Source organism: Mesorhizobium sp. M1329, from assembly GCF_040318035.1.
Classification (GTDB): Bacteria; Pseudomonadota; Alphaproteobacteria; order Rhizobiales; family Rhizobiaceae; genus Mesorhizobium.
In genome coordinates this window covers 1-26918 of the sequence record NZ_JAMYLN010000035.1, presented here as the reverse complement: position 1 = coordinate 26918, position 26918 = coordinate 1, and the positions used below count along the sequence as shown (strand labels likewise).

Annotated in this window: 28 protein-coding genes, 5 pseudogenes and 1 riboswitch; of the genes and pseudogenes, 9 read left to right on the top strand and 24 right to left on the bottom strand. The window is 60.7% G+C overall.

What is annotated here, in order from left to right:
* From NKH21_RS27110 to NKH21_RS27095, 4 genes are all read right to left on the bottom strand, one after another.
* The gene (locus tag NKH21_RS27110) at positions 1-948 is read right to left on the bottom strand and encodes an ABC transporter permease (protein ID WP_352868695.1); all 948 of its coding nucleotides are present in this window, start codon (positions 946-948) and stop codon (positions 1-3) included.
* A gap of 67 nt (positions 949-1015) precedes the next feature.
* Positions 1016-2581, bottom strand: a complete 1566-nt coding sequence (locus NKH21_RS27105) for an ABC transporter substrate-binding protein (protein ID WP_352868692.1) — start codon at positions 2579-2581, stop codon at positions 1016-1018.
* 723 nt (positions 2582-3304) lie between these two features.
* The gene (proX, locus tag NKH21_RS27100) at positions 3305-3820 is read right to left on the bottom strand and encodes a glycine betaine/L-proline ABC transporter substrate-binding protein ProX (protein WP_352868788.1); all 516 of its coding nucleotides are present in this window, start codon (positions 3818-3820) and stop codon (positions 3305-3307) included.
* Between the two features lie 28 nt (positions 3821-3848).
* The gene (locus NKH21_RS27095; RefSeq protein WP_352868690.1) at positions 3849-4343 is read right to left on the bottom strand and encodes a type 2 periplasmic-binding domain-containing protein; all 495 of its coding nucleotides are present in this window, start codon (positions 4341-4343) and stop codon (positions 3849-3851) included.
* Between the two features lie 35 nt (positions 4344-4378).
* Between NKH21_RS27095 and NKH21_RS27090 the strand changes: the two are divergent.
* Positions 4379-4552 (top strand): annotated as a pseudogene (locus NKH21_RS27090) (IS630 family transposase); the annotation flags it as partial.
* Positions 4553-4636: 84 nt separating this feature from the next.
* Here NKH21_RS27090 and NKH21_RS27085 read toward each other — a convergent pair.
* Genes NKH21_RS27085 through NKH21_RS27065 form a run of 5 tightly spaced genes read right to left on the bottom strand, consistent with a single transcriptional unit; the run spans position 4637 to position 9691 of the window.
* Positions 4637-5365 carry a dienelactone hydrolase family protein gene (locus tag NKH21_RS27085; protein WP_352868687.1) on the bottom strand — a complete coding sequence of 243 codons (729 nt, stop codon included), beginning with the start codon at positions 5363-5365 and terminating at the stop codon, positions 4637-4639.
* Between the two features lie 40 nt (positions 5366-5405).
* Positions 5406-6986 (bottom strand): ABC transporter substrate-binding protein, encoded by a 1581-nt coding sequence (locus tag NKH21_RS27080; RefSeq protein WP_352868684.1) that lies wholly within the window; start codon positions 6984-6986, stop codon positions 5406-5408.
* A gap of 39 nt (positions 6987-7025) precedes the next feature.
* Positions 7026-8015, bottom strand: a complete 990-nt coding sequence (locus NKH21_RS27075; protein WP_352868681.1) for a fumarylacetoacetate hydrolase family protein — start codon at positions 8013-8015, stop codon at positions 7026-7028.
* Positions 8012-8401: an aconitase X swivel domain-containing protein gene (locus tag NKH21_RS27070; protein ID WP_352868679.1), complete on the bottom strand. Its 390-nt coding sequence runs from the start codon at positions 8399-8401 to the stop codon at positions 8012-8014. Before NKH21_RS27070 ends, NKH21_RS27075 begins: the two co-directional genes overlap by 4 nt.
* Before the next feature lie 3 nt (positions 8402-8404).
* The gene (locus NKH21_RS27065) at positions 8405-9691 is read right to left on the bottom strand and encodes an aconitase X (protein ID WP_352868677.1); all 1287 of its coding nucleotides are present in this window, start codon (positions 9689-9691) and stop codon (positions 8405-8407) included.
* A 97-nt stretch (positions 9692-9788) separates the two neighbouring features.
* On the opposite strand from NKH21_RS27065, the gene NKH21_RS27060 reads away from it, so the two are divergent.
* Positions 9789-10706, top strand: a complete 918-nt coding sequence (locus NKH21_RS27060; protein ID WP_352868674.1) for a LysR substrate-binding domain-containing protein — start codon at positions 9789-9791, stop codon at positions 10704-10706.
* A 117-nt stretch (positions 10707-10823) separates the two neighbouring features.
* Here the strand turns inward: NKH21_RS27060 and NKH21_RS32870 are convergent, their stop codons facing one another.
* Complete coding sequence (locus NKH21_RS32870; RefSeq protein ID WP_502911919.1) at positions 10824-11342, bottom strand: hypothetical protein; 519 nt, start codon at positions 11340-11342, stop codon at positions 10824-10826.
* Between NKH21_RS32870 and NKH21_RS27050 the strand changes: the two are divergent.
* Both NKH21_RS27050 and NKH21_RS27045 read left to right on the top strand, forming a co-directional pair.
* Positions 11235-11851, top strand: a pseudogene (locus NKH21_RS27050) (FAD-dependent oxidoreductase). The gene NKH21_RS32870 and the pseudogene NKH21_RS27050 sit on opposite strands and share 108 nt — an antisense overlap.
* Positions 11852-11950: 99 nt before the next feature.
* Positions 11951-12265: an FAD-dependent oxidoreductase gene (locus NKH21_RS27045; protein ID WP_352868671.1), complete on the top strand. Its 315-nt coding sequence runs from the start codon at positions 11951-11953 to the stop codon at positions 12263-12265.
* Here the strand turns inward: NKH21_RS27045 and NKH21_RS27040 are convergent.
* Positions 12252-12836 (bottom strand): annotated as a pseudogene (locus NKH21_RS27040) (phosphomethylpyrimidine synthase ThiC); the annotation flags it as partial. The gene NKH21_RS27045 and the pseudogene NKH21_RS27040 sit on opposite strands and share 14 nt — an antisense overlap.
* Positions 12837-12939: 103 nt before the next feature.
* Positions 12940-13056, bottom strand: a riboswitch (TPP riboswitch).
* Positions 13057-13093: 37 nt separating this feature from the next.
* Between NKH21_RS27040 and NKH21_RS27035 the strand changes: the two are divergent.
* Positions 13094-13554 (top strand): annotated as a pseudogene (locus NKH21_RS27035) (maleylacetoacetate isomerase family protein); the annotation flags it as partial.
* Positions 13555-13586: 32 nt separating this feature from the next.
* On the opposite strand, the gene NKH21_RS27030 reads toward NKH21_RS27035, so the two are convergent.
* From NKH21_RS27030 to NKH21_RS27020, 3 genes and pseudogenes are all read right to left on the bottom strand, one after another.
* Positions 13587-14357, bottom strand: coding sequence for an SRPBCC family protein (locus tag NKH21_RS27030; RefSeq protein ID WP_352868786.1), 771 nt, complete (start codon positions 14355-14357; stop codon positions 13587-13589).
* Positions 14358-14540: 183 nt separating this feature from the next.
* Positions 14541-14735: pseudogene (locus NKH21_RS27025) on the bottom strand (Rieske 2Fe-2S domain-containing protein); the annotation flags it as partial.
* A gap of 143 nt (positions 14736-14878) precedes the next feature.
* Positions 14879-15826 carry a PDR/VanB family oxidoreductase gene (locus NKH21_RS27020; RefSeq protein WP_352868668.1) on the bottom strand — a complete coding sequence of 316 codons (948 nt, stop codon included), beginning with the start codon at positions 15824-15826 and terminating at the stop codon, positions 14879-14881.
* Between the two features lie 97 nt (positions 15827-15923).
* On the opposite strand from NKH21_RS27020, the gene NKH21_RS27015 reads away from it, so the two are divergent.
* The gene (locus tag NKH21_RS27015; protein WP_352868665.1) at positions 15924-16472 is read left to right on the top strand and encodes a TetR/AcrR family transcriptional regulator; all 549 of its coding nucleotides are present in this window, start codon (positions 15924-15926) and stop codon (positions 16470-16472) included.
* 604 nt (positions 16473-17076) lie between these two features.
* Here the strand turns inward: NKH21_RS27015 and NKH21_RS27010 are convergent.
* Complete coding sequence (locus tag NKH21_RS27010; protein ID WP_352868663.1) at positions 17077-17355, bottom strand: helix-turn-helix domain-containing protein; 279 nt, start codon at positions 17353-17355, stop codon at positions 17077-17079.
* A gap of 39 nt (positions 17356-17394) precedes the next feature.
* Between NKH21_RS27010 and NKH21_RS27005 the strand changes: the two genes are divergently transcribed.
* Together NKH21_RS27005 and NKH21_RS27000 are read left to right on the top strand one after the other, a co-directional pair.
* Entirely contained in the window at positions 17395-17703 is a 309-nt protein-coding gene (locus NKH21_RS27005; protein ID WP_352868661.1) for an ABC transporter substrate-binding protein, read from the top strand.
* A 10-nt stretch (positions 17704-17713) separates the two neighbouring features.
* Complete coding sequence (locus NKH21_RS27000; protein ID WP_352868659.1) at positions 17714-18457, top strand: ABC transporter permease; 744 nt, start codon at positions 17714-17716, stop codon at positions 18455-18457.
* A 409-nt stretch (positions 18458-18866) separates the two neighbouring features.
* On the opposite strand, the gene hpaH is transcribed toward NKH21_RS27000, so the two are convergent.
* From hpaH to NKH21_RS26975, 5 genes are read right to left on the bottom strand one after another with little or no spacing between them, the layout of a single operon-like run.
* The gene (gene hpaH, locus NKH21_RS26995; RefSeq protein ID WP_352868657.1) at positions 18867-19673 is read right to left on the bottom strand and encodes a 2-oxo-hept-4-ene-1,7-dioate hydratase; all 807 of its coding nucleotides are present in this window, start codon (positions 19671-19673) and stop codon (positions 18867-18869) included.
* The gene (locus NKH21_RS26990) at positions 19670-20545 is read right to left on the bottom strand and encodes a fumarylacetoacetate hydrolase family protein (RefSeq protein WP_352868654.1); all 876 of its coding nucleotides are present in this window, start codon (positions 20543-20545) and stop codon (positions 19670-19672) included. Before NKH21_RS26990 ends, hpaH begins: the two co-directional genes overlap by 4 nt.
* A 25-nt stretch (positions 20546-20570) precedes the next feature.
* On the bottom strand, positions 20571-21551 hold the full coding sequence (gene hpaD / locus NKH21_RS26985) for a 3,4-dihydroxyphenylacetate 2,3-dioxygenase (RefSeq protein WP_352868651.1): 981 nt from the start codon (positions 21549-21551) through the stop codon (positions 20571-20573).
* A 15-nt stretch (positions 21552-21566) separates the two neighbouring features.
* Positions 21567-23084 carry a 5-carboxymethyl-2-hydroxymuconate semialdehyde dehydrogenase gene (gene hpaE, locus NKH21_RS26980; RefSeq protein WP_352868648.1) on the bottom strand — a complete coding sequence of 506 codons (1518 nt, stop codon included), beginning with the start codon at positions 23082-23084 and terminating at the stop codon, positions 21567-21569.
* A gap of 14 nt (positions 23085-23098) precedes the next feature.
* Positions 23099-23485 (bottom strand): 5-carboxymethyl-2-hydroxymuconate Delta-isomerase, encoded by a 387-nt coding sequence (locus NKH21_RS26975; RefSeq protein ID WP_352868645.1) that lies wholly within the window; start codon positions 23483-23485, stop codon positions 23099-23101.
* A 220-nt stretch (positions 23486-23705) separates the two neighbouring features.
* On the opposite strand from NKH21_RS26975, the gene hpaR reads away from it, so the two are divergent.
* Complete coding sequence (gene hpaR / locus NKH21_RS26970) at positions 23706-24116, top strand: homoprotocatechuate degradation operon regulator HpaR (RefSeq protein WP_352868642.1); 411 nt, start codon at positions 23706-23708, stop codon at positions 24114-24116.
* A gap of 6 nt (positions 24117-24122) precedes the next feature.
* On the opposite strand, the gene NKH21_RS26965 is transcribed toward hpaR, so the two are convergent.
* From NKH21_RS26965 to NKH21_RS26950, 4 genes are all read right to left on the bottom strand, one after another.
* The gene (locus tag NKH21_RS26965; RefSeq protein WP_352868640.1) at positions 24123-24473 is read right to left on the bottom strand and encodes a flavin reductase family protein; all 351 of its coding nucleotides are present in this window, start codon (positions 24471-24473) and stop codon (positions 24123-24125) included.
* Complete coding sequence (locus tag NKH21_RS26960; protein ID WP_352868637.1) at positions 24470-25018, bottom strand: tripartite tricarboxylate transporter TctB family protein; 549 nt, start codon at positions 25016-25018, stop codon at positions 24470-24472. The genes NKH21_RS26965 and NKH21_RS26960 overlap by 4 nt, the downstream gene beginning before the upstream one ends.
* Positions 25019-25170: 152 nt before the next feature.
* Positions 25171-26148 (bottom strand): Bug family tripartite tricarboxylate transporter substrate binding protein, encoded by a 978-nt coding sequence (locus NKH21_RS26955; RefSeq protein ID WP_352868634.1) that lies wholly within the window; start codon positions 26146-26148, stop codon positions 25171-25173.
* A gap of 206 nt (positions 26149-26354) precedes the next feature.
* On the bottom strand, positions 26355-26861 hold the full coding sequence (locus NKH21_RS26950) for a GNAT family N-acetyltransferase (RefSeq protein ID WP_352868783.1): 507 nt from the start codon (positions 26859-26861) through the stop codon (positions 26355-26357).
* Positions 26862-26918 lie beyond the last annotated feature (57 nt).

Here is a 26918-nt window from a genome sequence, read left to right as displayed (position 1 = left end):
TTACCTCCGGAAACGGATCTTTGGATTGAAGGCGATAAGGCTGATGTCGGCCAGTACGTTAGCCAGTATGTAAACGGCACAGAAGATCATGACCGCGCTCTGGATGACCGGCATATCGCGATAAAAGATTGCATCGACCAGATATCGACCCATGCCCGGATAGGAGAACACCACCTCGACGACCACGACCCCGCTGACGAGATAGCCGATGCTCAATGCAAGGACGCTGAAGAGTGGGCCAATGGCATTTGGGATCGCATGGCTAAGGAGGATGCGCCATTTCTGCGCCCCCTTGAGCAGAGCCATCTCGATGTAGCTTGTGCCCAGCACGTCGACCAGCGCAGCGCGTCCCATCCGCACCATATGCGCCAACAGCGCACAGACAAGCGTGAGCATTGGCAGGAAAGTCTGCTGCAAGCCCTGCGACAGGTGGTACCAGTCGGGACGTGGCACGACCGAAGGAAACAGTTTTATCTTCACCGCCATGACGGTCACCAGGACCAGAGCGATGACGAAGTCGGGAAGGGCGGTGAGGAAGACCGAAGTAGAGCCGGCAATACGATCCAGAAGTCGTCCCGGATAGGCTGCGCTGAGCAATGCGAGCAAAGTGGCAACTGGCACTGCCACGCCAAGCGCGTAAATCGCAAGAAACAGTGAGTTCTTGAGCCGTGGCAGTAGCGACTGGGCTACGTCGGTCCGATTGGTGAGCGAAGTGCCGAGATCGCCGGTGGCAAAACCTGCCACCCACTCCACGTAGCGATCAACGAGCGGACGGTCGAGGCCAGCTTCCTTGCGGAATGCTTCGACCAGGGCGGGGGTCGCTTCCTGGCCCAGAACGGCTTCAGCAACGTCTCCCGGCAGGAGCTGGGTTGCGCCGAACACCAGCAACGATGTTCCAAAAAGTGTCAGCAGGCCGAACAGGAGCCGCCGCAGAATCAACAACAACAAATCATGCGCTCCTTAGGGGCCGGCCGGACTTCAGATCGTCCGGCCGGTCGAAAACACCGCCGCCTCGTCAGCTATCAAGCCACACTTCCTGCCAATGGCCGGCGCCAATTGGGCCGCGCGGGTGACCCTTGAAGTTTTTCACGTTGTTTGCGACGGCGTCGAGGAAGGGCACGAACACCGGGATAATGGTGGAGCAATCGTCAGTGATCATACGCTGCGCCTCCTTGATCATTTCAGTGCGCTTGACCTCATCGACCTGCGCCCGTGCGTCGACAAGCAGCTTGTCGAAGGTCGGGTTGTTCCAGGCGGTCTCGTTGAATGCAGCGTTGGACTCATAGGCGGCTTCCATCATCGTCAGCGCCGTTGGCCGTCCGCTCCAGGACGATCCGCACCACGGTGCCTTTAGCCACACCGACTGCCAGAACCCATCGGACGGTACGCGCCGCAGGGTGACGTTGACCCCAGTCTCGCGCATCAGTTCCGTCAGCACGACCGCGGCATTGATGCCACCCTGCATGACGTCGGCTGCCGACATCTCGAAAGTGGTGTTTTCATGCCCCGCCTTCTTCAGGTGGAACCTCACCTTGTCCGGATCGTGCTGCGGCACCGGGATGGTATCGTCGAAGGCCGGATCGGACGGGAAAACCGGGTTGTCGCGACCAACAGTGCCATACCCGTCGAAGGCTTGCTGTATGTAGCGCTGTCGATCGAACGAATGCTTCAGCGCGATCACGACATCCTTGTTGCTGTAGGGCTCGACGTTCTGGCGCATCGGGCAGCTGATATGCGCCGTGCCGGCGACAGAGAGCACCTGCGCGGATGCGTCAGCCTTGATCTTGTTGGCGACGCGGGGATCTAGACGCTGAATGACGTCGACTTCGCCCGACAACAGCGCGTTGAGGCGAGTGGTGGTGTCCGGGACGCCAAAGGTCTCGATCTCGTCAAGATAGGGCTGCCCATTGATCCGGTAGTTGTCGTGACGTGTGAACACCGCGCTGATGCCGGGTTGGTAGTCCGCAACCTTCCACGCACCGGTGCCGATAGCGTCCTTGGGAAAGTCACTGGCTCCGTCGGGAACGATGCCGAGAGCGCGTACTGCAAGCAGATACGGCAACTCCGCATTGGCAGCCTTCAGCGTGATCGTTATCCCGAGATCGCCATCCGTCTTGACGCTTTCGATGCTGGCAAGTTGTGATCGGGCAGGCGAGGCAGTCTTTTCGTCCAGCACGCGATTGAGCGAGTAGACGACGTCTGCCGAGCTCATCGTCTTGCCATTGTGGAATTCAACGCCGGAACGGAGCTTGATGTGCCACACCTTGGCGTCTGGTGAAGCCTCCCAGCTTTCGGCCAGATAAGGCTGCAGCTTGCCATCGGTGTCGAAGTCGGCAAGCTTTTCATAGAGGATGGAGCATCGGGAAAGATCCGTTAGCGTGACCTGCTTGTGAGGGTCGATCGTGTCGGCTGCGGAGGCATCAGGCAGCGCGACGCGAAGGCGGCCCCCTTTCTTGGGCTCCTGGGCCGCAGGCCGGCCGACGCCCAAGCCTGTCCCCGCCAGAATCGCAAGGGCGCCGACTCCAAAGTTGAACTGGCGGCGGGTCAGCAGCCCCGCCGCGGTTTTTTCCCATTTGCTCATACTGGTCCTCCCATTAGCTTCAAACTATCGGGCACCCGCATGCGTCTGGATTTTTGCAAGCGCGCATCGCAAGCCCCGAACATCTTCGTCGTTATGTCCCTACTTCTTCGGTCCGTCCGCCCGTTGCCTGCGGGGCCCGAAGCTGCGGTTATGGCGCAGGCGAGCGAGGACGCGCGGACCTCACCCAGCAGCCGGTGGTCGCGTGCGAAAAGTTTCAAAATTGGATCCCCTCGCTCTGCCCGGTTTTTGTTCTATCCGCGGACGAGCAAACATGGGCTCAACATGTTCGCGTGAGCTGGAAGCGGCAACCACAAAAAAACTTACGGCCTCGATTAGTGGAGCTGTGATCCGGCAGAGCCCGACGGTATAAATTGGCCGAATGCCAAAGCTTCCGACTTCGCCGCATCTGACCGTGATGAAGGAGCGCTATGACGGGCTAGCCGACGTATCTGGCGCTTCGATCAGGACAAAGACCGGCGCGTAGCGTGCTGGCTTTGGAAGCCATTTGGCCGGGATAGGGTGGGCGCGACCGTCCTGTTATCAGCGTCCTATCGACGCCGCGCATGCTGTCTGGGATAGCTGCCTTGGCGCAGCAGCCGGAGCGTTTCACCCATATGTTGGTTCGCGCGCAGCCCTTGGAGGCTCGCATGCCGGGCCACTTCGGCCGTGACGGCCAACCACCTGCCGCCTATCCTTTCGTCCAACGGTCGTTTACCCCTTAGGCTATTTCGCTGCCGCCGCTTCCTTTACCCAGCCGTCGAACACAGTCTGATGCTGGGCGACCCACTCCTTAGCCTGTTGAGTGATCTGCTCCGGCTTTTCCTCGCCGTTGTGCTCTCGCAAAATGACCGCGTTGGCATCCGCCAACGGGATTTTCACCAACTCGAAGAACTTCTTGGCAGCCGGATTTTCCGCCAGGAAAGCCTTGTTCGCCAGAATGTCGATATCGTTGACCTTGAATCCGGGATGAAGTGCCGTATCGCTACTATCGCTGGCAGCACGTCCCGGCTGCAGCACAGAACCTACCCACAGCGGTGTCCAGGTGTAGTAGAAGATCGGCTGGCCAGCCTTAAAGCGGGTGATGACGTCAGCCATCAATGCGAAGTAACTGCCCTGGTCGTGTGTGACGCTGCTACGCAGCTTGTAGGCATCGAGTTGGTGCTCGATTTCGCGCTCGCACCCCCAGCCAGGGTTACACCCTGCCAGATTGGCCTTGCCGTCTCCGTCACTGTCAAACAGCTTGGCAATATCCGGTAAAACCAGTTGATCAAAAGACTTGATCTTGTATTATCGGCGGTAGCCTTGTCGATGTAATAGCCTTGGCCGGCGCCCGCGATAAGAACACCTGCGCGTGTAACGTCTGATCGCCACCCGCAGCATCATAGAAGCTTTGATGCAGCGGCGCCCAGTGTGTGGCGGTATAGTCGGCCTGGCCTTGGCCGATTGCCAGGTGCAGGGCCGGATAGTCGGCCTCGAGCGCCGGTTTGACCTGATAGCCAAGCGCCTCGAGGCCCAGCCGCACCGCCTCATGCTGAAAGACGTGATTTGTCTGGCCGTTCGTAATCGGCTGTACCGACTTGCCTTCGCCAGGCATCTGCGCGCAGGCCATGTCGGCCGTCAGCAACGCGGCACCGAGCGTCAGTATGCGGATCGAATTCGCTCCGATCATCTTGCCATTCCCCCTTCTGTCGTCGTTGAGGCCACTCGCGCTATCGAGCAGTCCCGATTGCTCGTAAACGCCACAAAACTGTCTGTCCTGCAAAGCGGGGCTTACTCAGAAATTTTTGCCGGGCCTCCTCCCCCGACCTCAATCCGATCGAGCAGGTCTTCGCCAAGCTCAAACACCTCTTGAGAAAGGCGGCCGAGCGTGCCCCTGAAGCCACCTGGAGGCGCATCGGGTCTCTGCTCGACCAGTTCAGCCCGCTAGAATGTCGAAATTACCTGATCAACTCAGGCTACTCCGCAACCTAATGTCATCGCCCTCTAGAGAGGCAGCCTTGTCCAATTTCATCGAGCAGTTTTTAGCGGACCAGATTTTGACTATGAAAGCCGGTCCTACCGAGCCAGCGTAATCATTTTAGCTATCTGTTCGAAATCGATCTGAGCCGAATTGCTATCATAGTGAGGACGATCTGGAACTGCATAGCCGTGGTTGGCTCCGCGATGTACCCTGATCGCCATATCGACCTTATCGCGGTTGAACGCGCGCCGGACTCTTTTGATCTCTTCGGGTGGCGTGTAGGGATCTCCAGACCCAAAGCCGAAATACAGATCTCCGCGAATGCTTTTCTTCATCGAGGCACGTGCCTGGGGCGTTTCGGGCAGCATGTCAGTACCATGCAGACAAGCCATAACGCGGAAGTCCTCGGGATACCGCTCCGCCACCCGAAGAACGTGCCTAGCACCCATACAGAAGCCTACGGCCAGAGAGGTCGCCCCGTTGGGTGCGACGCCGTCCTTCAGACAGTGCAGCATCGCGCGTGTCGAGGACACGACGTCTTCATCCGTTAGCTTGTCTCCGAGCGCCAGAAGATGATTTTCATTTTCCTTCGCGACCACATTCGGTAAGCCGTCGATCGTCCCGAGCTTGTATCCAAAAGTGTCGTAGAAGTTTGGCACGACGACCGTGGCGCCCAATTCGGCGATCGTCTTGGCGATCGTCACCATTGCCGCTCGCACCCCCCAGATATCGGGGAAGATGACCGCTAGCGGCCCTGGATTGGCAGTTTCCGGAGCAACCAGAACAACCTCGAAGGGGCAGTGCAAAAGTGAAGCGTTGATCATGAATTTCGCGCTATGACAGTTCGGGAATGGTGTTCGCAAGCTATCCGAACCACCACCGTTCGTGGTTCTTCTCGCCATCCATTGGGAAGTCGCTCCCCACCACCGGACCGGTCTGGATTTTTGAACCGACCGCACAAATCACGTTCGCGAACATCGGGATGACGGTTCCCCCCTCATCCCGCAGTATTTCTTGCAAATCCGCATAGAGGACCGCGCGCTTGTTTTTGTCGAGTTCACTTCGCGCCGCAGCGAGAAGCTGATCAAACCGCTCGTTCTTCCAATTCGTATCGTTGGCGCTTGCATCGCTTGCGTAGACCTCGGACAGGATCCAGTCGGCTGTGGTCCGGCCGGTCCAGAAGCAGGCGCTCCACGGCTTGTGGCGCCAAACCTGCCCCCAATATCCATCGTTGGGCTCCCGGACGATATTGATTTTTATGCCTGCCTTCTCGGCACCGATCTGATAAAGTTGGGCTGCATCGACAGCACCGGCGAATGCCGCGTCGGCAGCATGGAGCTCAAGCGAAATGTCGCCCAAACCCGCCTTCTTCATGTGGAATTTCGCCTTGTCGGGGTCATAGACGGTTTGAGCGAGGTCCTTCGCAAAGAAGGCCTGGTTTCTTCCGATAGGATGGTCATTGCCGACGTAACCATGTCCGCGCAGGATCTTCTTGACCATCTCATCGCGATTGACGCCAAATTTGAGCGCCTTCCGAAGGTCGACATTGTCGAATGGACTGAGGTTCGTGAGCATTGGGAACGTGTAGTGCGTATTCCCCGACACCTCGATGATTTTCAGCGACGATAGCTTGGACGCGGCCTCGATGACCCTGAAGTCTGGCGATTCGATCGCGTCGGCCCGTCCTGATTGGAGCGCTGAAAACCTCGCCGCATCGTCCGGCACGTTGAGAGTTTCGACCTCATCGAAATAGGGCTTGCCGGGTTTGAAGTAATTTGGATTGCGCTTTGTCGTTGCCCTGACCCCGGCCTGCCAGGAAGTGAGTATATAAGGCCCCGTCCCAACGCCCTTGTCCCAATCGGCGCCGGTTGTTCCTTCTGGTCCGACAGCCAACTTGAAGAAAGCCAGGACGTACGGGAAATCGACGTTTGGTCCTTTGAGGGTGATGCGCACACCGTCTTTGCCGTCAGCCTTGATATCGGTAACGGATGACATGACGCCGACGGCTTGCGACTTCGTGTCGGGTCCGCGATGTTGGTTTAAGCTGTAGATGACGTCTTCAGGGGTTAGCGATTTGCCGCTGTGAAATTCGATTCCCTTCCTAAGTTTGAACAACCACTGGGCGCCCCCGGCTGCCGGTTCGAAGCTTTCTGCGAGCTCGCCGACCAATTCGCCAGTCGGAGAAACCTCCGTAAGCGTGCTTCTTATCTGGGTGCTGACATTCCAGGGGTGGCTATCGGTCAACTGCCCCGGCCACAGCGAGTCGGAGGTTGCCCCTCCCTTGAGGGCCTGGCGAAACTTGCCGCCTCTTTTCGGCTCAGCCGCCTGTGCCTTCGATCCAATCAAGTTTGACGTTGCGGCCGCCAGGCCGAGGGCGCCGGCGGCCTTGATGAAGTCGCGCCGGTTTCCCAAGCTATTCCGCAAGAATTTCGAAGCAGTGATCATAGTGCCCTCCCAAATTGTCGGACGCAGTTGCGTAGTCGACTAACCAACAGTCGTTTTGAGTACCCCAATTTTTTCTACTTCGAGTTCGACAACATCCCCCGCCTTTAGAGGCGGCAGACCCTGCTCAAGCAAGGAGCCCCCTCCAAGGGTCCCCGATCCAATGATGTCTCCTGGAAGCAGGGTTTCGTCCCTTGAGATGAACTCGATGATTGCTTCCCAGCGCCAGAACGCGTCGCCGGTTTTTCCCTTTGCAAGTTCGGTTCCGTTCAATCGGGCCGACATGGTTAGAGTGTATGGGTCACCAATCTCATCCAGCGTGACCAGGGCGGGACCTATTACGGTTCCAGTGTTGAAGTCCTTGCCCTTGGCAGGCCCAAGGCCTACGGCCATCTCGACCTTCTGCAGGTCTCGGGCACTGAAGTCGTTGTAGATGACGAAACCAGCCACGTGGGCCATTGCATCGGCGGCGTTGATGGAACTTCCGCGGCGGCCAATGACTGCGGCATATTCCAGCTCGAAGTCGAGCCATTTGCTTTGCGTTGGGCAAAGAACGACACCATTGGTGCCCGATATCGATGTCGGGGCCACCTTGTAATAGGCAGGGATCTGGTACCATTCCGGAGGCACCGTTCGCCCAATCGCTTTGTACCCGTTCGTGACATGCTGTTCGAACGCCATGCAGTCGCGGACCGTACGAGGTCGCGGCACTGGTGCAAGCAGTTGGACCTGCGACATTGGCCACCGAAACCTTGCGCCGCTTTGCGTGGTGTCGCTCGGGGCTCGAACGGCCCATTCAAGAGCCTGCCGCGCGGCTGCCATGCTCACGGACCCGCCTTCGAGGAAGGCGGTCATATCCGTCGGGACCACTGCAGCAGCCATTCGGTCGGCGGCGAAAATGTCGACCGTATCGTTGTCCAGAAGGCAGGCGCCATAGGCAAGCTGAAGATCGACGACGGCGTCGCCGTGAACTGCTCCAAGCCGTTCAGCTCGACCCAGCGAGGTCGAGACGGCGTAGGTGACAAGCTTCATGAATTCTGGTCCCTGCTGGGAAAGAGGTGCGCAACGCTTATCGAGCGCTGCTTTTCGAGTTGCGAATACTCATCCGCATTGGCGACCTTGACGGGTAGGGTTGTCCCGTACAGCTCTCTGGCGAGCAGTGAGGCGATCGCAATTTGCGGATCCGGGCGCCGCACCACGATCGCGGCAGGGCCAAACCCGCGTCTCACAGCATCGATCAAGATCGATACACCGCTGGACGAACCATGGGTGCCAGGCAAGATCACGACTTTTCCGGCTATGGACTGCCCCCGTTGCGGGTGACCTCCATCCGTAATTGTACCGTCCCGAGGATCTAGGCCGCCCCAGAGGTTGATCGGCTTTTCCAGGGCAAGGATCGGAAGAGCGTCTGAGATCATCGGTCAGCCCCACGCATACTGGTCCAGGGATATCCGGCCGCGGACCGCCGACTCGATGCATTCCCTAGTGGTGCCAAGGCATGCGTTTACCTTCAACGTGTTGGGCGCGCGAAATGCCCATTTCGAGGAATTGGACATCATCAAACCCGGCGTTTCGTCGAGCATTCCCGGAATGTAGGAGCAGGTATCGACGATGATTTCGGCGCCGCATTCCGTGATGAGATTTTCAAGCTTTTCGTCGCGAAGCTTACCCAGCGTATGCCTGTTGGTCGTGATTATCAGTCGGACGTTCCCGGAGACCTTGCGACCATCGAGCAGTTCGATCACCTCTTGAAACTCGGCGAGGCTCATATGCGGAGTGCCCAGGCAGACTGCTGTCAGTGGGGCTGACCTGTCTCCCAGCAATTGGCTACGAAGGCTGGAGATCTGCTTGGCGTCGATCGAGATGCGTTCCTCAGGCTTCAGTCCGCCGAGGGCTTCCTCGCAACTCGCGGCTTCCGGTGTCAGCCCCACTGCGTGAAACATGGCGAGGCCGCTGACCACCGACGCCGCCGCGCCGAAGTGCCGGAGGCTGTTGCTGCTCGTTGCTTTCGGCATGCCTAGCAAGACCGGTATCCGGTCCTGGGCGGACCGGCCAACGGCAAGGCCCAGAAGATTGCACCAGACCTGCAGCTCGAAGCGATCTTCGGGCGCGCCGACAACCTCCACCAGCAAACTGCCAAATCTGTTTTCATCCCGATGCAGGCCGAAATTCGGTACCCGGCCAGTTATCGCTGCACTGATGTCTATGAACTCGCCGTACTTGTTGGTTCTGGCGCCAAGCACCGAGTTTGCGTACATCACGGCGTTTGATTCCGCCCAAGCAATCTGCTCACCTAGCTTGGGCACTGTCGGCAATTCGTAAGGAGCACAGGTGAACGTCGGTCGACAGCCTAGGACCGTGTACAGGTGCATCAAGCGAGCGCCGTCTAAGCATTCGGCAGAAGATGGAGGATAGCGTCGGCTCAGCAGCTCTGAGCATCCGTTGTTGAACAGGCACGCCGGAGGGGCGGTAGAGTTCAAGGTAGTGGGCACACTAACTCGCGCTTTGGCGGTGGCAAGTTTTTCAGCGAAGTCGAGGCTAGGCTGACCATTGTAGAAGCAGCCAGTTATGTGTGCTGACGAGACATCGATCAGGTTGGCCGCATCAAGAGACTCAGCCACTCCAACGACAAGCTTCATGGCCAAGGCAGCGCCGTCGCCGTGTAGGCCGTCCAACGTCCTGAGGTCGTGAACCGTCAATGCAACCATGGGGCTCGCCTGCTCTTGCTTCAGGCTGAGGCGGTTCTTTGCAAACCACAAACGATATCTTATTGAAGGGGCTTAAACGGAAAGTTGTCGACCCCACATGAAAAGACTGCCAGGGCTAGCAACGCTCTACGTGTTCGAATGCGCGGCTCGCCACTTGAATTTCTCCAGGGCGGCCGAGGAACTGAATGTCACGCCCGCTGCGGTGAGCAATCAGATCCGCCAACTTGAGAAGGAGATCGGCACGATGCTTTTCGAACGCAATGCCCGATCCCTGAAGCTTACCGAGAACGGGGAGTTGCTTCTTGTCAGCGCCCAAGACGCCTTCACGCTGCTGCGGCGCGCTACAAACTGGATTGGTGACGCGAAGCGCCGAACCTTGAGCATCACCACCTCGCCGTCCTTTGCGACAAAATGGCTGGTTCCCAGACTTGGCGCGTTCTGCCGCCAGTACCCCGAGGTCGAGCTAAGGTTGGACGTGTCCGATCAGAACCTTCCGCTAAGCGAAAAAGGCCCCCACTTGTCGGTTAGGTTCGGCGCGGTTCCACCTGACGGACTGCATGCCGAACAACTCTTTGACGAACGGATATCGCCCGTGTGTGCGCCGAGCATGCTGGATGCAAACCCCGGTCTTTCCGACCCAGAGAACTTGAAGTCACAGCATCTTATTCACGTCGACTGGCGTGGCAAGAACGATGCCTGGCCTGACTGGCACTCCTGGCTGCTTGCGGCGGGTGTGCATGGCGTGGATGTCAAACGCGGGCTGCACGTTTCACAGACCTATCTCGCGCTCGAGGTGGCTATCCAAGGGCAGGGTATCGTTCTGGGAAATTCGACCCTTGTCGCCGACGACATCAAGGCTGGCCGCCTGGCCCAGTTATTTCCGCATGCGCTCAGCCTCTCCTCGAGGTTCGCTTACCGATTGCTGACGCCTCCGACGATCCTCGATCGACCGGTCGTCAGGTCATTCCGGACCTGGTTGCTTGATGAAGTCAGAGCGGTCAAAGCTGCCGGCTGATGCTTGTCGCCGAAAAGTGCGCAAGCACCTTAGGACGACCCGCTTCAGCTTTCGGCCGGAGTCATCATCGCTGCAACCAGCGACTCGAGCGTTACCTCGACGACCGCGGTTCCCTGCTTATCGACTAGGTGTGCAGTGCGGCTGCCTGTCGCTGTCACAGTTTTTGACCGCATTCTCAAGTGAGGCGTCGTCCTCTAATTCCGGCCCGACGGGCGGACGACCCCTGAGTTCATTCATGATCGAGGCGGCCTTCACCACTTTGCTGCGATTAACCTCGCGCACGAACCGGGCAATATAGTCGTCGGCCGGCCGCAGCATGATGTTCTGTCCGGTTCCTTGCTGGATGATTTCTCCGTCTCTTAGGATGGCGATCCGGTCACCAAGGCGCAATACCTCGTCAGGATCGTGCGTGATGCGCCAGGGGTCGCATTTTCCGGCTTCGGGCCGTTGGTCGACGACGCCAAACGCAATGGGGATTTCACGATCCCGCGCAGCAACGTGATCGTCTATACGCTGCCCGGCCGCGACATGCTTGGAATAAACATAACCCGCGTTCATCGCGTTGTCGTCGATGATCCCTTTTCGGTCACAGCTGCGGATGTGGAGTGCCAGCGCCAAATGCTGGAGGCGATTCACTTTCTGCGCAAATACGTGCCTGGGCTCCAGAACATCTTTATTTCGTCATCCCCGGATCACTTCGGAATCCGCGAGTCGCGTCACATCGTCGGATCCTATGTCCTCGACAAGGACGACATGTTCGGGGGCGCCAGTTCGAAGACCAGATTGGGCTGTCGTCCTATCCCTTCGACATTCATGACGTGAAGCCTGGCGACGAGAGGGCAGGGCCGCTCGGCGACATCCACTACAAGCGATTAACCCGGTCATTTGGTGTGCCCCTACGCTGCCTGGTGCCGCTCGGCTGTCGCAACGTCGCGGTAGGAGGCCGGGCGATTTCGGCCGACCACGAAGCTGGGAGCTCAGTCCGAGGTCAGGCGACATGCATGGTTACTGGACACGCAGCCGGAGCTTTGGCCGCCGTATCATTGCGTCACAACGTTCCTATCAGTGACGTGCCGCCTGCGCCGGTGCTGGCGCTGCTGAAATCCCAAGGTGCAATCCTGCGGCGAACCGGCCCCCATAGCTAGATTTGTTCCTCATGACTTTTCAATTTTCCAGACGGATCGACGATTAAAGGTTATGACCTGGTAGTCGCTGGCGGCGAGCCGGCTGGCACGGCGGCAGCCGTGTGCGGGGCACGGCTCGGCTTGGGCGTCCTTTTGATCGAAGCCACCGGCTGCCTTGGTGGTATGGGCACCTCCGGCATGGTCACGACCTTCGGACCGATATCCGACGGAGTGCGCACACTTGTCGGCGGCTTCACTCGCGAATTGATCGAAACCATGTATAGCAACGGCCATCTGGGCCCGCATGTGGACAAGACGTTCTGGTCATCGCAACTCAACAGGTGGATCCCCTTCAAGCCAGAAGGCCTGAAGCGCCAGCTTGATCAACTGGTTGTTGATGCAGGTGCGCCTGTGCTGTTCCCTCAGGGTGGTTGATGTTGGCGGGAATGATTGCCCGGCCGCGCGCCACCTCGTCGCGGACGAACTCAGGCGTGACAAAATCTGGTATCGATGCGCCGAAGGCCTCGCCGTCGCGTTGCAGCTTGCCGCGCAGGATTTCGCGTCCGAGGTTTTCGCGGATGGCGACGAACTCCATTTCTGGCGTGATGATGCCGGCGCGCGCATAGGCAAGCTGGGTCACAGCCCTGCCGGTCTTGGCCCTGAGTGGCCGGTTGCGGACTGGAAATTCCGGCGTCAGGCGCTCGCCAGTCGCGAATCCGTTGTCTTCCGGCCGGACATGGCGGCCGTCATAGGGTTCGACGTCGCCGCGCGCGGTGACCCATTCGTGGCGAAGCCGCACAAGGCCCTTTTCGATGCTGGTTCCGACAGTCGGTTCGGTGTAGGGGCCGGACGAATCGTAGACGGTGACGGGCGGCTCGCCGGCCGTCGGATGGACGGAGATTTCGCGCATCGGCACCCTGATCTGCGGGTGGATGGCACCGGGCTTGTGGATTTTCCGTGAGGCGGGCAGCGGTCCCGTCGACACGGCGGGGGTGAGGGCATTCATCTTGAGGCTCCTTTGCTCATGCATTGGAGACCCAGTTCTGTGCCGGAAGGATGAAAAGACGCTTGGTCGACCTGCTCGAAACAGGACCTCGGGTGTAAACCCCCGCAAAGCGCTTGCACCGTCCCTACGCCAGTATGAACTGGATCAGGTTCAACGGGTCACTGCGCCGCGAAAGCCAGCAGTATCTCAGCCCCTTGCCGGGACTCCCCTGGTGAATGCGTCGAATTGAATGGGCTGGCGCTATTTTGTCAAGCGCTCTGGACGAGACCCGTCCGGACACCGGCCTGCTGCCGTCGGAGCCTGCCGGGCGCGCGGGTGAGAAAGCTGGCTTATACGATCGCCGCTGACATCCATCCAATCTGCAACCTCGGCCCGGTCAGCCATGTGATGCTCCTGACCGGCGGCGGCGAGGAGGTCCGGGCCGCCTGGATGCAGAAGTTCATCGGCGAGGGGCTGGCCGGCGTTCGAGAAGATGCTCGACAATCCGGCCAAGGTCCACTTTTGCCATGGCGACGGGCCGACCATGGCCGATCTGTGCTTGGTGCCACAGGTCTACAACGCCCGCCGCTGGAATGTTGACATAGGCGCGTTGCACAGCGTCAATGCGATCGTGGAGCGCTGTGCGGAGCTGCCGGCGTTCCAAACTGCCGCTCCCCGCAACTGGGTGGGGGAGAAAACGCGCGGGCCGAGCGGGGGATCCGCGCGGACGGAGGGCTGAAGAAGGACTTCTACCGCGGTGCCGCGTCTCTGTCAGGCCGCGCTCGGCGCTGTGGGCTCGAGCTGCATCCCCATGTACCAATCAGCGAACTCCGAGATGCGCTTTTCCTGGGTGGAGTATCGGCCCGGCCTGTAGGCGGACGAGTTGACACCTTTCTGATTGTTTTCGGTGATTGTCTTGTCTTCCCGAAGCGTCACGTCCCAAACTCGCATCAGTTCTTCCGGCACGAAATCGATGCCTTCACGTGCATTGCCGCGGACGATCCAGATCGCATCGACATCGGTCGATTGCGGGCCACGTGGTGTGAAGCGGAAGATCACAGCATGGTCATTGTTGACCAGTATCGTGCTCAGGGGATTAAAGACGCATCCTGTCTGTCCCCCGTCGAATTCGCCGTAGGCGGACATTAGCGGCGCCACGGGTTTGCCGTCGACGCTTTCGGTCTTCGCATCGTCCGAGATCGGAAGGCGGTTGCCCGACCTGAAGAAGCGGGTGTCCGGTCCGTCTGCGAACATGCCGATCGGATATCCAAGGGCAGCCGACTTCACTTCCCATTCCTTCAGTTTTTTCTCGTATTCATGGACGGCCTCGCGGTCCCCCGATCCCGCGCCCGCGCCAAAGGCGAGCATCTTCATTTTGTCGTGGACCGAGCAGTAGGTCGGGTGTGCGGTGTTGCAGTGGTAACATTCGAAGAAGTTCTCGACGACCAGCTTCCAATTCGCTTGCGTCGGGTAGAGCTTGCGCGCCGCTATCTTGCCGACCGCCACGCCTTGCCCCCGAAGCAGTTCGCGGAAGGGCGCCACGAACTCCTCGAAAGAGGGCGGTTTGTCGACGGCCGCATTCAGGAAAAGTAACCCCTCGAAAACGCCGACATGGACCGGTTCCAGTGAGATCTGCGAATGGTCGAAATCCTCTGGCATCAAGTGCGCGGCCCGCAGCTTGCCGTCGAGATCGTAGCTCCAAGCGTGATATGGGCAGGTGAGTATCCGCTTGCTGCCTTCCGGCTCCAGGCAGATACGCGAGCCGCGGTGGCGGCAGACATTGTGGAAGGCGTTCACGGCGCCAGATCGGGATCGCAGGACGATGATGCTCTCGGCCCCGATCTCGAACAAGAAGTAGTCACCCGGATTGGGAATCCGGCTTTCGTGGTCGACCAGAAGCCATTGACCATTCAACAGCATCCGCACATCGGAGCGGAATATGTCCTCCGACAGATAAAGGGGCTGCGGCAAACAATGGCCTGGCGCCCAGTCGAAGTTTGTCTGCGGTTCATGGGTTCTGGCTACGATCGTCATGGTGCTGCTCCCATTCAGTTTCCGTGGTTCTAAAGATCGAGGGTCAGTTCCGGCGTCCTGGCACGCGACACACAGGGGCAGATGTCCTGCCCCGATTCCCTTTCCTCCTCGGTCAGGAAGGAATCACGGTGGTCGGGGATGCCGGAGAGAACGCCTGTGACGCACGAGCCGCACACGCCCTCTCCGCAGGAAGAGGATATGCGAACTCCAGCCCCGACAAGGACCGACAGAAGTGACTGGCCCGCCGGCACTTCGAGGACCTTCCCGGTTCGGGCAAGCTTCACGACAAAAGCCTGGTCGGTCTGGTCGGTGGTGGAGCTTTTGGGGCTGAACCGCTCGAGATGGACAGCGTGTGTGCCTAGCTTTGGCGTCCCGAGCCTGATGGTCTCGTCCATCAGTGGTTCAGGGCCGCACACGTAAATATGAGTCTGCGCAGGCAGGTCGCTGACAATGAGTTCGTGGAGCTTGCGCGCGGTCGCCATCGGATCCAACCCGACATGACATGACGCATATGCATCCACTGCCAGTCCGTCGACGAAATCCTTGAACGGCGCATTTGCGTCACGGCAGAAATAGTGGAGGGCGAAGCTCCGGGCTTCGGTGGCGAGCGCTCGCGTCATGGACATGATCGGCGTAATGCCGATTCCGCCTGAAATGAGTAGCGTGTGCGGGTGGCGCCCAAGAATGAAGTTGTTGCGTGGCGGAGAAATCGTAATCTTATCGCCTTTTGCGAGGTTCTCGTGAATGAACCGCGAGCCGCCCCTCGAATTTGGGACGTGTTTGACGGCGAACTTGTACCGGCTTCCGTCCGTTTCCTCGTAAAGCGAGTATTGACGGATCAGACTGTTGGTGAGGTGGAGGTCAATGTGCGAACCAGGCGCGGTCGCAGGCATGCGCTTGCCTGTGACAGATTCGACTGCAAAGGACTTCACGTCCGGCGACAATTGTTCGACGCTGACAATTCTGGCTTCGATCATCGCTTCCCGCGTCCTGGAATGTTTTGGCTTTCCGTCGGCAGCGTCTCGTATTATCATTTATACCGACCAGAAGGTATGTAACAGGAAGGTTTACCGGGTGGCAAGGCGCAAGTTCGACAGACAGAATATGATCGCGGCGGCAAGACGGATCGCTTTCGAGCGTGGAGCGGGAAACGTCACCCTTGAGGCCGTGGCAAGGGAGATCGGTGCCACCAAAGGGGCGGTTCTTCACTCGTTTCCGAGCAAGGCCAAGCTGTTCGAGGCGCTGCTCAAGGATCTCTGTGAGGATTGGGATGAACGCTTCAGGCGCAGCCGCGATCTGGTTTCCGGCGAACCGTCCGCGACGTTGCGCGCCTATCTCGAGACGTTTTCTGCCACCGATCCGCAGGCACCCTCCTATGCGGAGGCGATGCTGCTTGCGCTGGCGGAGGATCCTAGGTTGATGCGGCCGGTTCGCGAAGCCTATCAGAACTATGCACGCATGATCGAGGCGGAGGCAAACGATGTCGACCATGCTCGCGTCGTCTGGATGGCATGCGAAGGGATCATGATGCTCGAATTGATGGGCCTGCACAGATTCGAGCCGGCCGACCGCTCACGACTTTTCGGACTCCTGACCGAACTCGCCGCCAAGGGTGATATATAACCAGACAAGACTACTTTGGCAGATTAGTCCTCGGTTAACGATGATCGGCTACCTTCGGGAACCACAGCGCTGTGCCATGCTGACTATCGCGCGAGAACTACCGTTCTTTCGCGCCCAGCATCGACAGGAAGTCGTTGGGCGGCTCGTAGCCCACTGACCTGGAAATGGTTACGGCCGCGCGCTTCACTGCCTCGGCATAGGATCTTATGATCTCGTCTGAGAGCCGCTGCATGGGAGCGGAGATCGACACCGCACCGATGCTGATCCGCCAGCGCCGAAGATCGGCGACGCGATTCTGTTGACGCCGTCGTAAAACGTCTGATCTACGAAGCCGCATCCTGCAATGCGGGTTTGCCGCATGTGTTCCTCCAGTACCGCGCGAGAGGTCGGGGCTTTCTCGGTGAGGCCTCCAGTCTTGTGTCAGGGCTTTGTCGCGCGTCTCGCTAGTATTGTACGACAGAAACGCTAGGCCGGCAGCCGTCGCATGGAATGGCAAATGTTGAGAGGCCAGCACGGAAACTCGATTCGGCTGCCGACTTTCCTCGATTGCAACGGTGCCATGCCCGCCTTATGGGGCAAGGTAGCATACGCGGTCTCTCCAGTCTCAAGCACAAGACGGTCGACGATTGGCTGTGCAAGGGCCACGAGCGGGAAGACTGCCTCCCGGATTCGAGCAAGCCGCAACAAGGCCCTTCCTAGCCGGTATTTCTGGGTTTCGGGGTTCTGCTCGACAAAGCCATTCCTCGGCCAGGGAAACAAGCAACCGATGCGTCGTCGAATTGTGCAATCCTGCCCGCAGCGCCAGATCGCGCAGGCTCAACTCGGGCTCCTCTTCGTTGAAGAGCCAAAGCAGGGACATCGTCTTGGCAACAGTCAGTGACATGTGCGTTTCAAATAATAAACGGCGCACGGAAAAGGCTAGATGACCAGCGTGACCAGAAAAGTCCTTATGGGCGGCCTGCTTGCTTTGACATCGGTCGCCGTGTCGGCACTTTCGGCCAACGCGGGAAACGTCAAGGTCCGCATGGCCTATCTGCTCGCCGACGCGATGCTGCCGGTGATCTACGCACTGGATGAAGGGTATTGTGCGGAGGCGGGGATCGACCTTGAACTGATTGCTGTCCAGGGCGGGCCGGCCTCCATGGGGGCGATCGCATCGGGAGAGGTCACGCTCTCGCTTTATGCCATCCAGAACGCCCTGCTCAGCCGCAGCGGCGCCGGCCCGCGTTAGGAGGCTAGGTATGTCCGCTCCACGACCAACGACCGCGGGCCGGCTTGGCCGCTTCGGCCTCGGGCTGACGGCCATGATGGTGCTGGCTTTCCTCATGGCGCCGCTGATCATAATCGTGCTGTTCTCGATCAAGAGCAGCGGCGATTTCACCTTTCCCATCACCGGCTGGTCGCTGAAATGGTACCGCGAGTTCTTCTCGATGCAGACCTGGATGGATGCCCTGCGCAACAGCCTTGTTCTGGCTGTCTCGACGACGCTGCTGGCGACGCCGCTCGGCACCATGGCCGCGCTCGGCCTCGCGGCCCCCAATCTGCCAGGCCGGCGTACGATCTCGGCCTTGCTGCTGGTGCCGATGATCGCGCCGGTGGTCATCGTCGGCGTCGGCATGTATTTCGTGTTCTCGATGACCGGCCTGACCGCGACTTTTCCCGGCCTCATCCTGGGCCACACCTCGCTCGCCGTTCCCTTCGTCGTGGTGACCGTCTCGGCCGTTCTCACCGGTCTCGACAGGCGGCTGCTCTGGGTGGCCGCCAGCATGGGGGCGCCGCCCTTCCTCACTTTCCGCAAAGTCACGCTTCCGGTCATCCTGCCGGGCATCGCGTCGGGCGCGCTGTTTGCCTTCGCCACCTCGCTCGACGAAGTCGTGGTGACGATGTTCCTCGCCGGTCCTGGACAACGCACCTTGCCGCGCGAGATGTTCACCATCGCGCGCGACACGCTCACGCCGACCATCGCGCTGCCGCGACGGTCCTGATCGCCGCCTCGATCGTTTTGCTGATTGCGTCCACGGCGCTCGGCCGCTCGAATCGATAGCACTGGCTGCCCGGCACGCCCGGTCGATGCTCGGTTGCCCGGTGAACCGCAGGTGCCGTGACCAAGCGACGTTAGTCGCCAGCAAGAATTCGATGAGGCCGGCGGCCGATATCCCGGCGGCTTGTCTCATCGCCAGTAACACATTCCCTAAGCGCGCTATCGTAGCGGACGACGGGAGAAAGTCCGGCCTCGCCAAAAATGATCCAGTGAACTGGTTGATCCAGAAATCCAACCAGAACTTTGGCCGGCGAATAACATCATTCGGGGCGCCGGCGTCATTGCAAGTGCCTTGTGTTTCGCAATCCGCTATGGGTGTTTGACGTTCATCCCACCGATGATCTTGGTGGCGGCTATTGGGCGAAAGCGATGCGGATCGTTTCGTAGGGGCCAAAATCGGCAATGATATTGTCACCGCGGCGCGCTTCTACCGGGCGCACGAACGATCCCGACAGCACGACCTGTCCGACCTCGATCTGCATGCCGTACTGATGCAGCCGGTTGGCCAGCCAGGCGATGCCCTTCGCCGGATGGTCGAGCACGCCGGCGCCGAGCCCGGTCTCTTCGACCTCGCCATTGCGCGACAGGATGGCGCCGATCCAGCGCAGGTCCGCCTCGCGCGGCCCGGCACGACGGCCGCCGATGACGATGCCGGCATTGGCGGCATTGTCGGAGATGGTGTCGAAGATGGTCCGTATCCTGCCGCTCTCCTTGTTGACGCGCTCGATGCGGGTATCGAGGATCTCCAGCGCCGGCGTGATGTAGTCGGTGGCGTCGAGCACGTCGTCGATCGAAACGTCCGGGCCGGCCAGCGGTGCTTTCATGATGAAGGCGATCTCGGCCTCGATGCGCGGCTGGATGAAGCGGCCGGCTGGAACGGTGCCGCCGTCCTCGAAGAACATGTCGTCGAACAGCACACCGGAATCGGGAATGTCGATGGCGAGCGCCGACTGCATCGCCTTCGAAGTCAGGCCGATCTTCCAGCCCTTGATCGACAGGCCCGATGCGACCTTCCGTTTCACCAGTGCTGCCTGCACGCGATAGGCGTCGTCCATCGACGCCTGCGGAAAATCGAGGCTGAGCAGCCCGATCTGGCGGCGGTCGCGCTCGGCCTCGAACAGCCTCGCGGCCGCGTCCTCGACCTGTTCCGGCGTCATCATCGGCCGGCTCCTTCGTCGACCACGCCGTTGCTGAGCAGGCCGATGCCGTCGGCCCCGACCTCGATGACATCGCCCGGCTTCAGCCAGATAGGCGGCTCGAAGCGGGCGCCGGCGCCCGTCGGCGTACCGGTGACGATGATGTCGCCGGGAACAAGCGTGGTGAAGGTCGAGACGTAGTTGATGATCTTGCGGAAGGAGAAGATCATGCGGCTGGTGCGGTCCTGCTGCCGGATTTCGCCATTGACGCGGGTGGTGAGATCGATGTCGGCGATCTGAGCCTCGTCGGTGAACGGCACCAGCCACGGTCCGATCGAACCGGTGCGGTCGAAGTTCTTGCCCTGGGTGACGTTGAACTTGGCGTGGCGCACCCAGTCGCGGATAGTGCCCTCGTTGCAGAGCGACAGTGCTGCTATGTGGCCGAGCGCATCCGCCTCGGCGATGCGGCGGCCCTCCTTGCCGATGACGATGACGATCTCGCCCTCATAGTCCAATTGCGGCGATTCCGGCGGCCGGACCAGCGGCGCGGCATGGCCGACGAAGGAGCGCGGGAAACGGATGAACAGCGACGGGTTCGAGGGTGCGGCCTGTCCGTCCTTGTACTCCTCGTTACGGTCCGGATAGTTGACGCCGACGCAGATGATCTTTTCGGGCGAGGGGACGGGTATCTCGTAAGCGATGGCGTCGAGCGGGAAATCGGCGGCGAAAGCGTCCGCCTCTTCCGCCAGCCGTCGCAGTGCGCCGGCCTCTATCACCTCGCGCAAAGTCGGCCACTTTGCGTGTCGCGCCGACAGGTCGACAACACCCTTGGCCGTGATCGCGCCGTAGCGCGTTTTGCCGCCGACGGTGAAGGTGGCGAGACGTGCCGCGCTCATATGTTTCCCCTGCAGTTAGCCGGCGTCACGGCGCGACGATCGGCGAGGCTGCCAGCTCGGACGCACGCGGTTCGACGCCGACAAAGCTGCTGCCTTCCTCGAACCAGCTCTTCGGTGCCGGTGCACCCCACAGCGTCTGGCGCTGCGGGTCCTTGAGGTCCCATTTGATCGGCTCTAGGTCGGGATCTACCGTCTGGTAGTCCGAGCAATAGATCTCGATGCGGTGATTGTCGGGATCACGGATATAGAGGAAGAAGGCGTTGGAGATGCCGTGCCGGCCGGGGCCGCGCTCGATATTCGGCAACCAGCCGGTGGTGGCCATAAGATCGAGCAGGTCGATGATGTTGAGCGGCGTCGGCACCCAGAAAGCGACGTGGTGCAGGCGTGGGCCAATGCCATTGGTGAAGGCGATATCGTGGACGCCGCCCTTGCGGTGCGTCCAGGCCGCCCACAGCTTTCCGGTCGCTTCATCTTCCGTGTATTCGGTGACGCGGAAGCCAAGCTCGTTGTAGAACGCCACCGATTCATCGACGTTGGGCGAGAAGCAGTTGAAGTGGTCGATGCGCAGCGGCTTGACGCCCTTGTACAGCGCATATTTCTGATGGATCGGCGGCAGCCGCTCCATTTTCGAATAGAATTCGAGCGGAATGCCATGCGGGTCGCGGGAGCGGAAGGTGCGCGACTGGTAGGGTCTATCAACCCACTCGACCGGCAGGCCCTTGGCTTTGAAGAAGTGCTCGGCCTTGTCGAGATCGTCGTCGGAAAACAGCTTGAAGCCGAGGTCGCGGGCTTCCGCGGTCGGGCCTTTGCGCAGCACGATGCAGTGGTGGCCGCGCTCTTCCATGGCGCGCAGATAGATGGCTTCCTTGGTCTCGTCGGTCACCTGCAGGCCGAGCGTGTCGACATAGAAAGCGCGTGATTTCGCAAGGTCGGTGACGGCCAGCTCGACGTGGCTGAGCCGCACGATATTGAATGCCGGGTAGAGATTGGGTGTGGGCAAGGGCATCTTGAGGGTCTCCGGTCAGCCGCCGAGCTTCTGAATGGAATGCGGCGCCGTGGCGAACGCGATGTTCTTGGTTTCCATGTAGAAATCGAACGACCAGTCGCCGCCGTCTCGGCCGATGCCCGAGTTCTTGGCGCCGCCGAACGGCGTCGGCAGGTGGCGCACATTCTCCGAATTGACCCAGATCATGCCGGCGTCGAGCGCGTCGGTGAAGCGGAAGGCGCGGGTGACGTCCGAGGTCCAGAGATAGCCGGTCAGGCCGTATTGGGTGTCGTTGGCCAGCGCCAGCGCCTCGGCCTCGTCCTTGAACAAGATGGCGGTCAGCACGGGTCCGAATATCTCTTCCTGGGCGATGCGCATCTTGTTGGTGGCGCCGACGAACAACGTCGGGCTGACATAGCAGCCGCCGCCCGGACCGGCGAACTTGCCGCCGCCGGCGGCGACGACGGCGCCTTCCGACTTGCCTATCTCGATATAGGAGAGAACCTTTTCCTCATGCATCGGATGGATGAGCGGGCCTACAACGGTTTCAGGGTCGAGCGGATGGCCGACCTTGATGCGCTTGGCCTTGTCCGCCACCAGCGCGGTGAACTTGTCGTAGACGCTGTCCTCGACCAGCAGCCGCGACGACGAGGTGCAGCGCTCGCCGTTCAGCGAATAGATCATAAAGACGGCGGCATCCGCCGCCCGCTCCAGGTCGGCATCGGCAAAGACGATGACCGGGTTCTTGCCGCCGAGCTCGAAATGCACGCGCTTCAGCGTGTCGGCACCCTGCTTCATGATCATCGAGCCGGTGCGGCTTTCGCCGACGAAGCCGATCGCCTTGATGTCGGGGTGTTCGGTCAGCGCTCTGCCAGCGTCCTCGCCAAAACCGTTGACGAGGTTCCACACGCCTTTCGGCAGGCCCGCGTCCTCGGCGATTTCGACCAAAAGCCGTGCCGTCAGCGGCGAGAACTCGGCCGGCTTGTGGACGATCGTACAGCCGGCGGCGAGCGCCGGTGCGATCTTCCAGGTCGACAGCATGAAAGGTGTGTTCCACGGCGTGATCACGCCGACCGGGCCGACCGGCACGCGCGTCGTCATGTTGACCTGGTTCGGTGCGCGGATCGTGTGGCCGTCGCGCGCCTCCGGCGCGCGGTCGGCGTAGAAGCGAAAGTTCTCCGCGCCGCGCAGCGCTGCCTTGGCCATGAACTTCAATGACTGGCCGGTGTCCATGCATTCGACGAAAGCGATTTCCTCGGCGCGCGCGACGATGGCGTCGGCTATTTTATGCAACTGCTTCTTGCGAGCGTCGCCCGATATCGCCGCCCAGTCGCGGAAGGCAGCCTTCGCCGCCTTGGCGGCGCGGTCGATGTCGGCAGCCTTGCCGCGTGCCACCTTGGCGATCGGCTTCAGGTCGATCGGCGAGATTGTCTCGTATGTCGAACCGTCGGCGGCCGGCACGGCCTCGCCGCCGATCTGGTTAAGCACGCCCGCGCTCCTGAAGCGCTCCAGATAGGCCTCGGCCTTTCTCAGATTGTCGTCCAATGCCGCCATGATATGGGTTCCTGTCACTTGCCGCGCAGGCGCGGGTGGATGGCATTCTTTTTCCAGCTTAGTTCGGCATCGATCTCGCGGACCTCCAGCGACAGCGCGAAATGCGGCGTCGTGAACAGAGATGCGAGATGATCCGAAACCGTAGTGAAGATCGCCTCGCCGGCGCGCTTCTTCTGCTCGGCGCTGCGGCCCTTGCCGATGCGGAAATTCATGTCGATGAACCCGTTCTCCGGGAGACGATCGGCGATCGCATATGCCTCGGTGCGGAAAGCGCGTACCCTCACCGCGCCCGGCTCGAACAGGCCGGTTTCGAGGATGGTGCGCGCGACCAGCGTGCAAAGCGCGCTGATGTCGACCTTGGCGTCGAGATTCGCCGAATATTCGATCGCCATATGTGGCAAGGTTTCCTCCACCTTGTAATTAACATGTGAATTACATCTTGACGACGGAATGTCAAGTGTCGTTCTCTATGAGGTACAGCTCCAATGGTGGGATTGCCGCCCCCGGCAAAATCGCGGATATAGCTCGATCCGAGCCTCATTGTGAGGTGCGAGTCGTATCAGAATTGGAATTGTCGGAGACCTGACCTTGTTACCGCCCAGCACTCGCCGTTCCCTGCCGATGGCTCTACTGCGCGCCCGGGAAGTGATCATGGCGCATTTCCGGCCGATGCTTGCCCGGCACGACATCACCGAACAGCAATGGCGCGTGCTGCGTGTGCTTGCCGAAGCCGGTCCGCTGGAGGCGACCGAACTGGCCAATCGCACCTCGATCCTGCCGCCCAGCCTCACACGCATCATCAAGGCGATGGAGGAGCGGCAGTTCATCACCCGCAACAAGGTCAAGGACGACGGCCGCCGGGCGCTGCTCGCAATCAGCCCGGCCGGGCTGGCGCTGATCGAGGATTTGTCGCCCGAGCGAATCGCCATCTACGATGCGATCGAGCAGCGCTACGGTGCCGAACAGCACGAGCACCTGCTCGACCTTCTGGAGAACCTGATCCAGTCGGAATCATCCGAAAACCAGACCTGACAGCCTCTACCCGCCAAAACTGCCGAGCGCGCTTGGCTGCATGTAGTTGCGGCCGACATAGAGCAGCGCCGCCTCGTCGCTGCCGTGGCGGATGTCGACGACGCGGCCGAACATCACATTGTGCGTTCCAACCTTGTTCACGTCGCCGATCTCGCAGTCGAAGCTGACGATGGCGTCGAGTAGCGCCGGCATGCCGGACGGCATGGTTTGCCATCGGGCAGCATTGTAGCGCTCGCCCATGTCGCGGATCGTGCCGGCGAACTTTGCCGCCAGATGCGTGTGTAACTGCGTCAGCACGTTGACGCAGAAACGCTGGTTGGCAAGGAACAAGCCGGTCTGCGCCGAGCGCTCGTTCATGCACACAAGCAGCGTCGGCGGATCGTCGGAAACGCTGAATCGACGATCGCGTTCAGCTGGTTTTCGATGAAGCCGGCGCCAATATTGACGCCGAGCGCCCTGGCAAAACCGAAATAGGCGGCCAGCGCCAGGATCAGCCCCAGCAGCACATCACGCAGCGGACGCCGGCTGCCGAAACCGTGGCAGATGAGAACGAACATGATGACAGATGCGGCGGTAAAGCCGAGCGGCTGGATCAGCGCCAGATTGGCGATCAGTCCGAGGGCGACGATGCCCATCGCCTTCCAGTCGGTCGGCGTCTCCTTTTCGTCGTCCGGCTGCCAGCCGCCCCGCAAGGCGGCAATGATGAGCAGCAGCGACAGGATCGCCATCCCGGTCATGGTGATGTAGGGAAATACGGTCGGACCGACCTTGGAATAGAGCGGCGACACCGGGATTGCCAGCGTCTGCCAGGCAACCGCACCCGCACAGGCGAGGAGCCCAACGCCGATCAGCAGTTCGGGCACTGCAAGGCGCGGCGGCGCCTGCTGGTCGCTGGTGCTCATGATCGTCCTCCCAATGTCGGTCCCTTGGGGCCGGTTCTCCTTGGACCGGTCTCACTCGGCCGATCTCGTAGTTTCACCTCCGGCGCCGCGTATGTCCATGCGGCTGGCGAAAGTCGGCAAGGGTTGGCGCAGGCCGCCCCTTGCCGAGAGCATCACGCCAGGCCGAGGTCCTTGAGGATTGTCCCGATGCGGGCCGTGTCTTCGGCGACGAATTTCGCATAATCGTCACCGGTAAGCAGGATCTGCGTCCAGTTGCGGTTCTTGCATTCGGTGGCCCAGGCGTCGCTCTTGGCCATGGTCTCGATCAGCTTGATCATTGCTGCCTTGTCAGCGTCTGAGACGCCGGGCGGTGCGAAGACGCCGCGCCAATTGAACAACTCGACATCGATGCCGGCTTCCTTCATCGTCGGCGCATCGATCCCGTCCTGGCGTTTGTCGGCGGAGATGGCCAGCAGCCGCAGCGCACCCGCCTTGATCTGTTCGGCGAACTCGCCATAGCCGGAGATGCCGGCCGCGACCTGGTTGCCGAGCAGCGCCGAAAGCGCCTCGCCGCCGCCGGCAAACGGCACATAGGAGAGATTGGTAGCCGGAACACCGACGGTCTTGGCGATGAGGCCGAACAAGATGTGGTCCGAGCCGCCGGCCGAACCGCCAGCGACCGGAACCTGCGTCGGGTCAGCTTTGAGGGCAGCGACAAAGTCCGCGGCCGTCTTGAACGGCGAGGCGGCCGGCACCACAAGCGCCTCGAACTCGCCGGTGAGGCGGGCGATCGGCGTGACTTCGGTAAGGTTGTTGGCCGCCTTGTTGGCGATGATGGCGCCAACCATGACCATGCCGGCCACCATCAGCGCATTGCCCTTGCCTTTCCACTGGTTGACGAACTGCGGCAGGCCGACAGTGCCGCCTGCACCGCCGACATTGGTGATCTGCGAGCCGGAGATCAGTTTTTCGCTGCGCAGCACCTGGTCCATGGCGCGCGCCGTCTGGTCCCAGCCGCCGCCCGGCGCCGCCGGCACGAAAATCTGCAGCTGCGGCGCGTCCTGCGCGAAGGCGGGGACAAAATGCGATGCTGCGAGTCCGGCAGCACCTGCTGCCGCGGTGCTCATCAAGAATCGGCGTCTGTTCAGCATGGGATTCCTCCAAATCGCGACACCTCCTCCGGTGCCTGCCAGAAACGTGGCCTGACTTCAGACCCGCTCGACAAAATTCATGCAGAGTTTGCGTCCTCCTGTCAAAGACAGAAGGCGCTGCATGCGGCACAATCGGCCTGCGCGATTTCAGGCTGGCGAACTCGATGCCCGACGACGACGTGGCAGGCAGTGCCAAACAGCATCCGTCAGGGTTGCCGCTCCAGCAGGATGGTCGGCTTGCCTTGGTAGACGGTTCGCAGCACTTCGCCATAACCACATTTTGCCGCGACGTTCAGCGATCCGGTGTTTTCCGGATCGATGATGCAGACGGTCTTCGCGGCGCCGAACGTCTCGTCGCCCCAGGCAAGCTCCCGTGCGACGACTTCGCTGGCCAACCCCTGGCCATGCGCGCCCGAAACCAGAGCCCAGCCGGTCTCCGGAATGCCCTCGATCGACGGCGTCATGTCGCGTTTCAGATCGTGAAAGCCGGCCTCGCCGATGAAGCGGCCGGTCGCCTTTTCCTCGATCGCCCAGAAGCCGTAGCCCAGAAGCGACCACAGGCCGGCGTGGCGTAGAAAGCGCATCCAGCTTTCCTCCCGCGTGCGCGGCTTGCCGCCGATAAAGCGGGTGACAACGGGATCGGCCCACATGGCGACATAGGCGTCGAAATCGTCAAGCCGGTGCGGCTGACGTTGCCCCCAGTTTCTATCCAGTTTTGAGTTCGTTTCCGGCGTGGGTTGTGCCCTGCTGGGCCGGTGAAGCGACGGGCG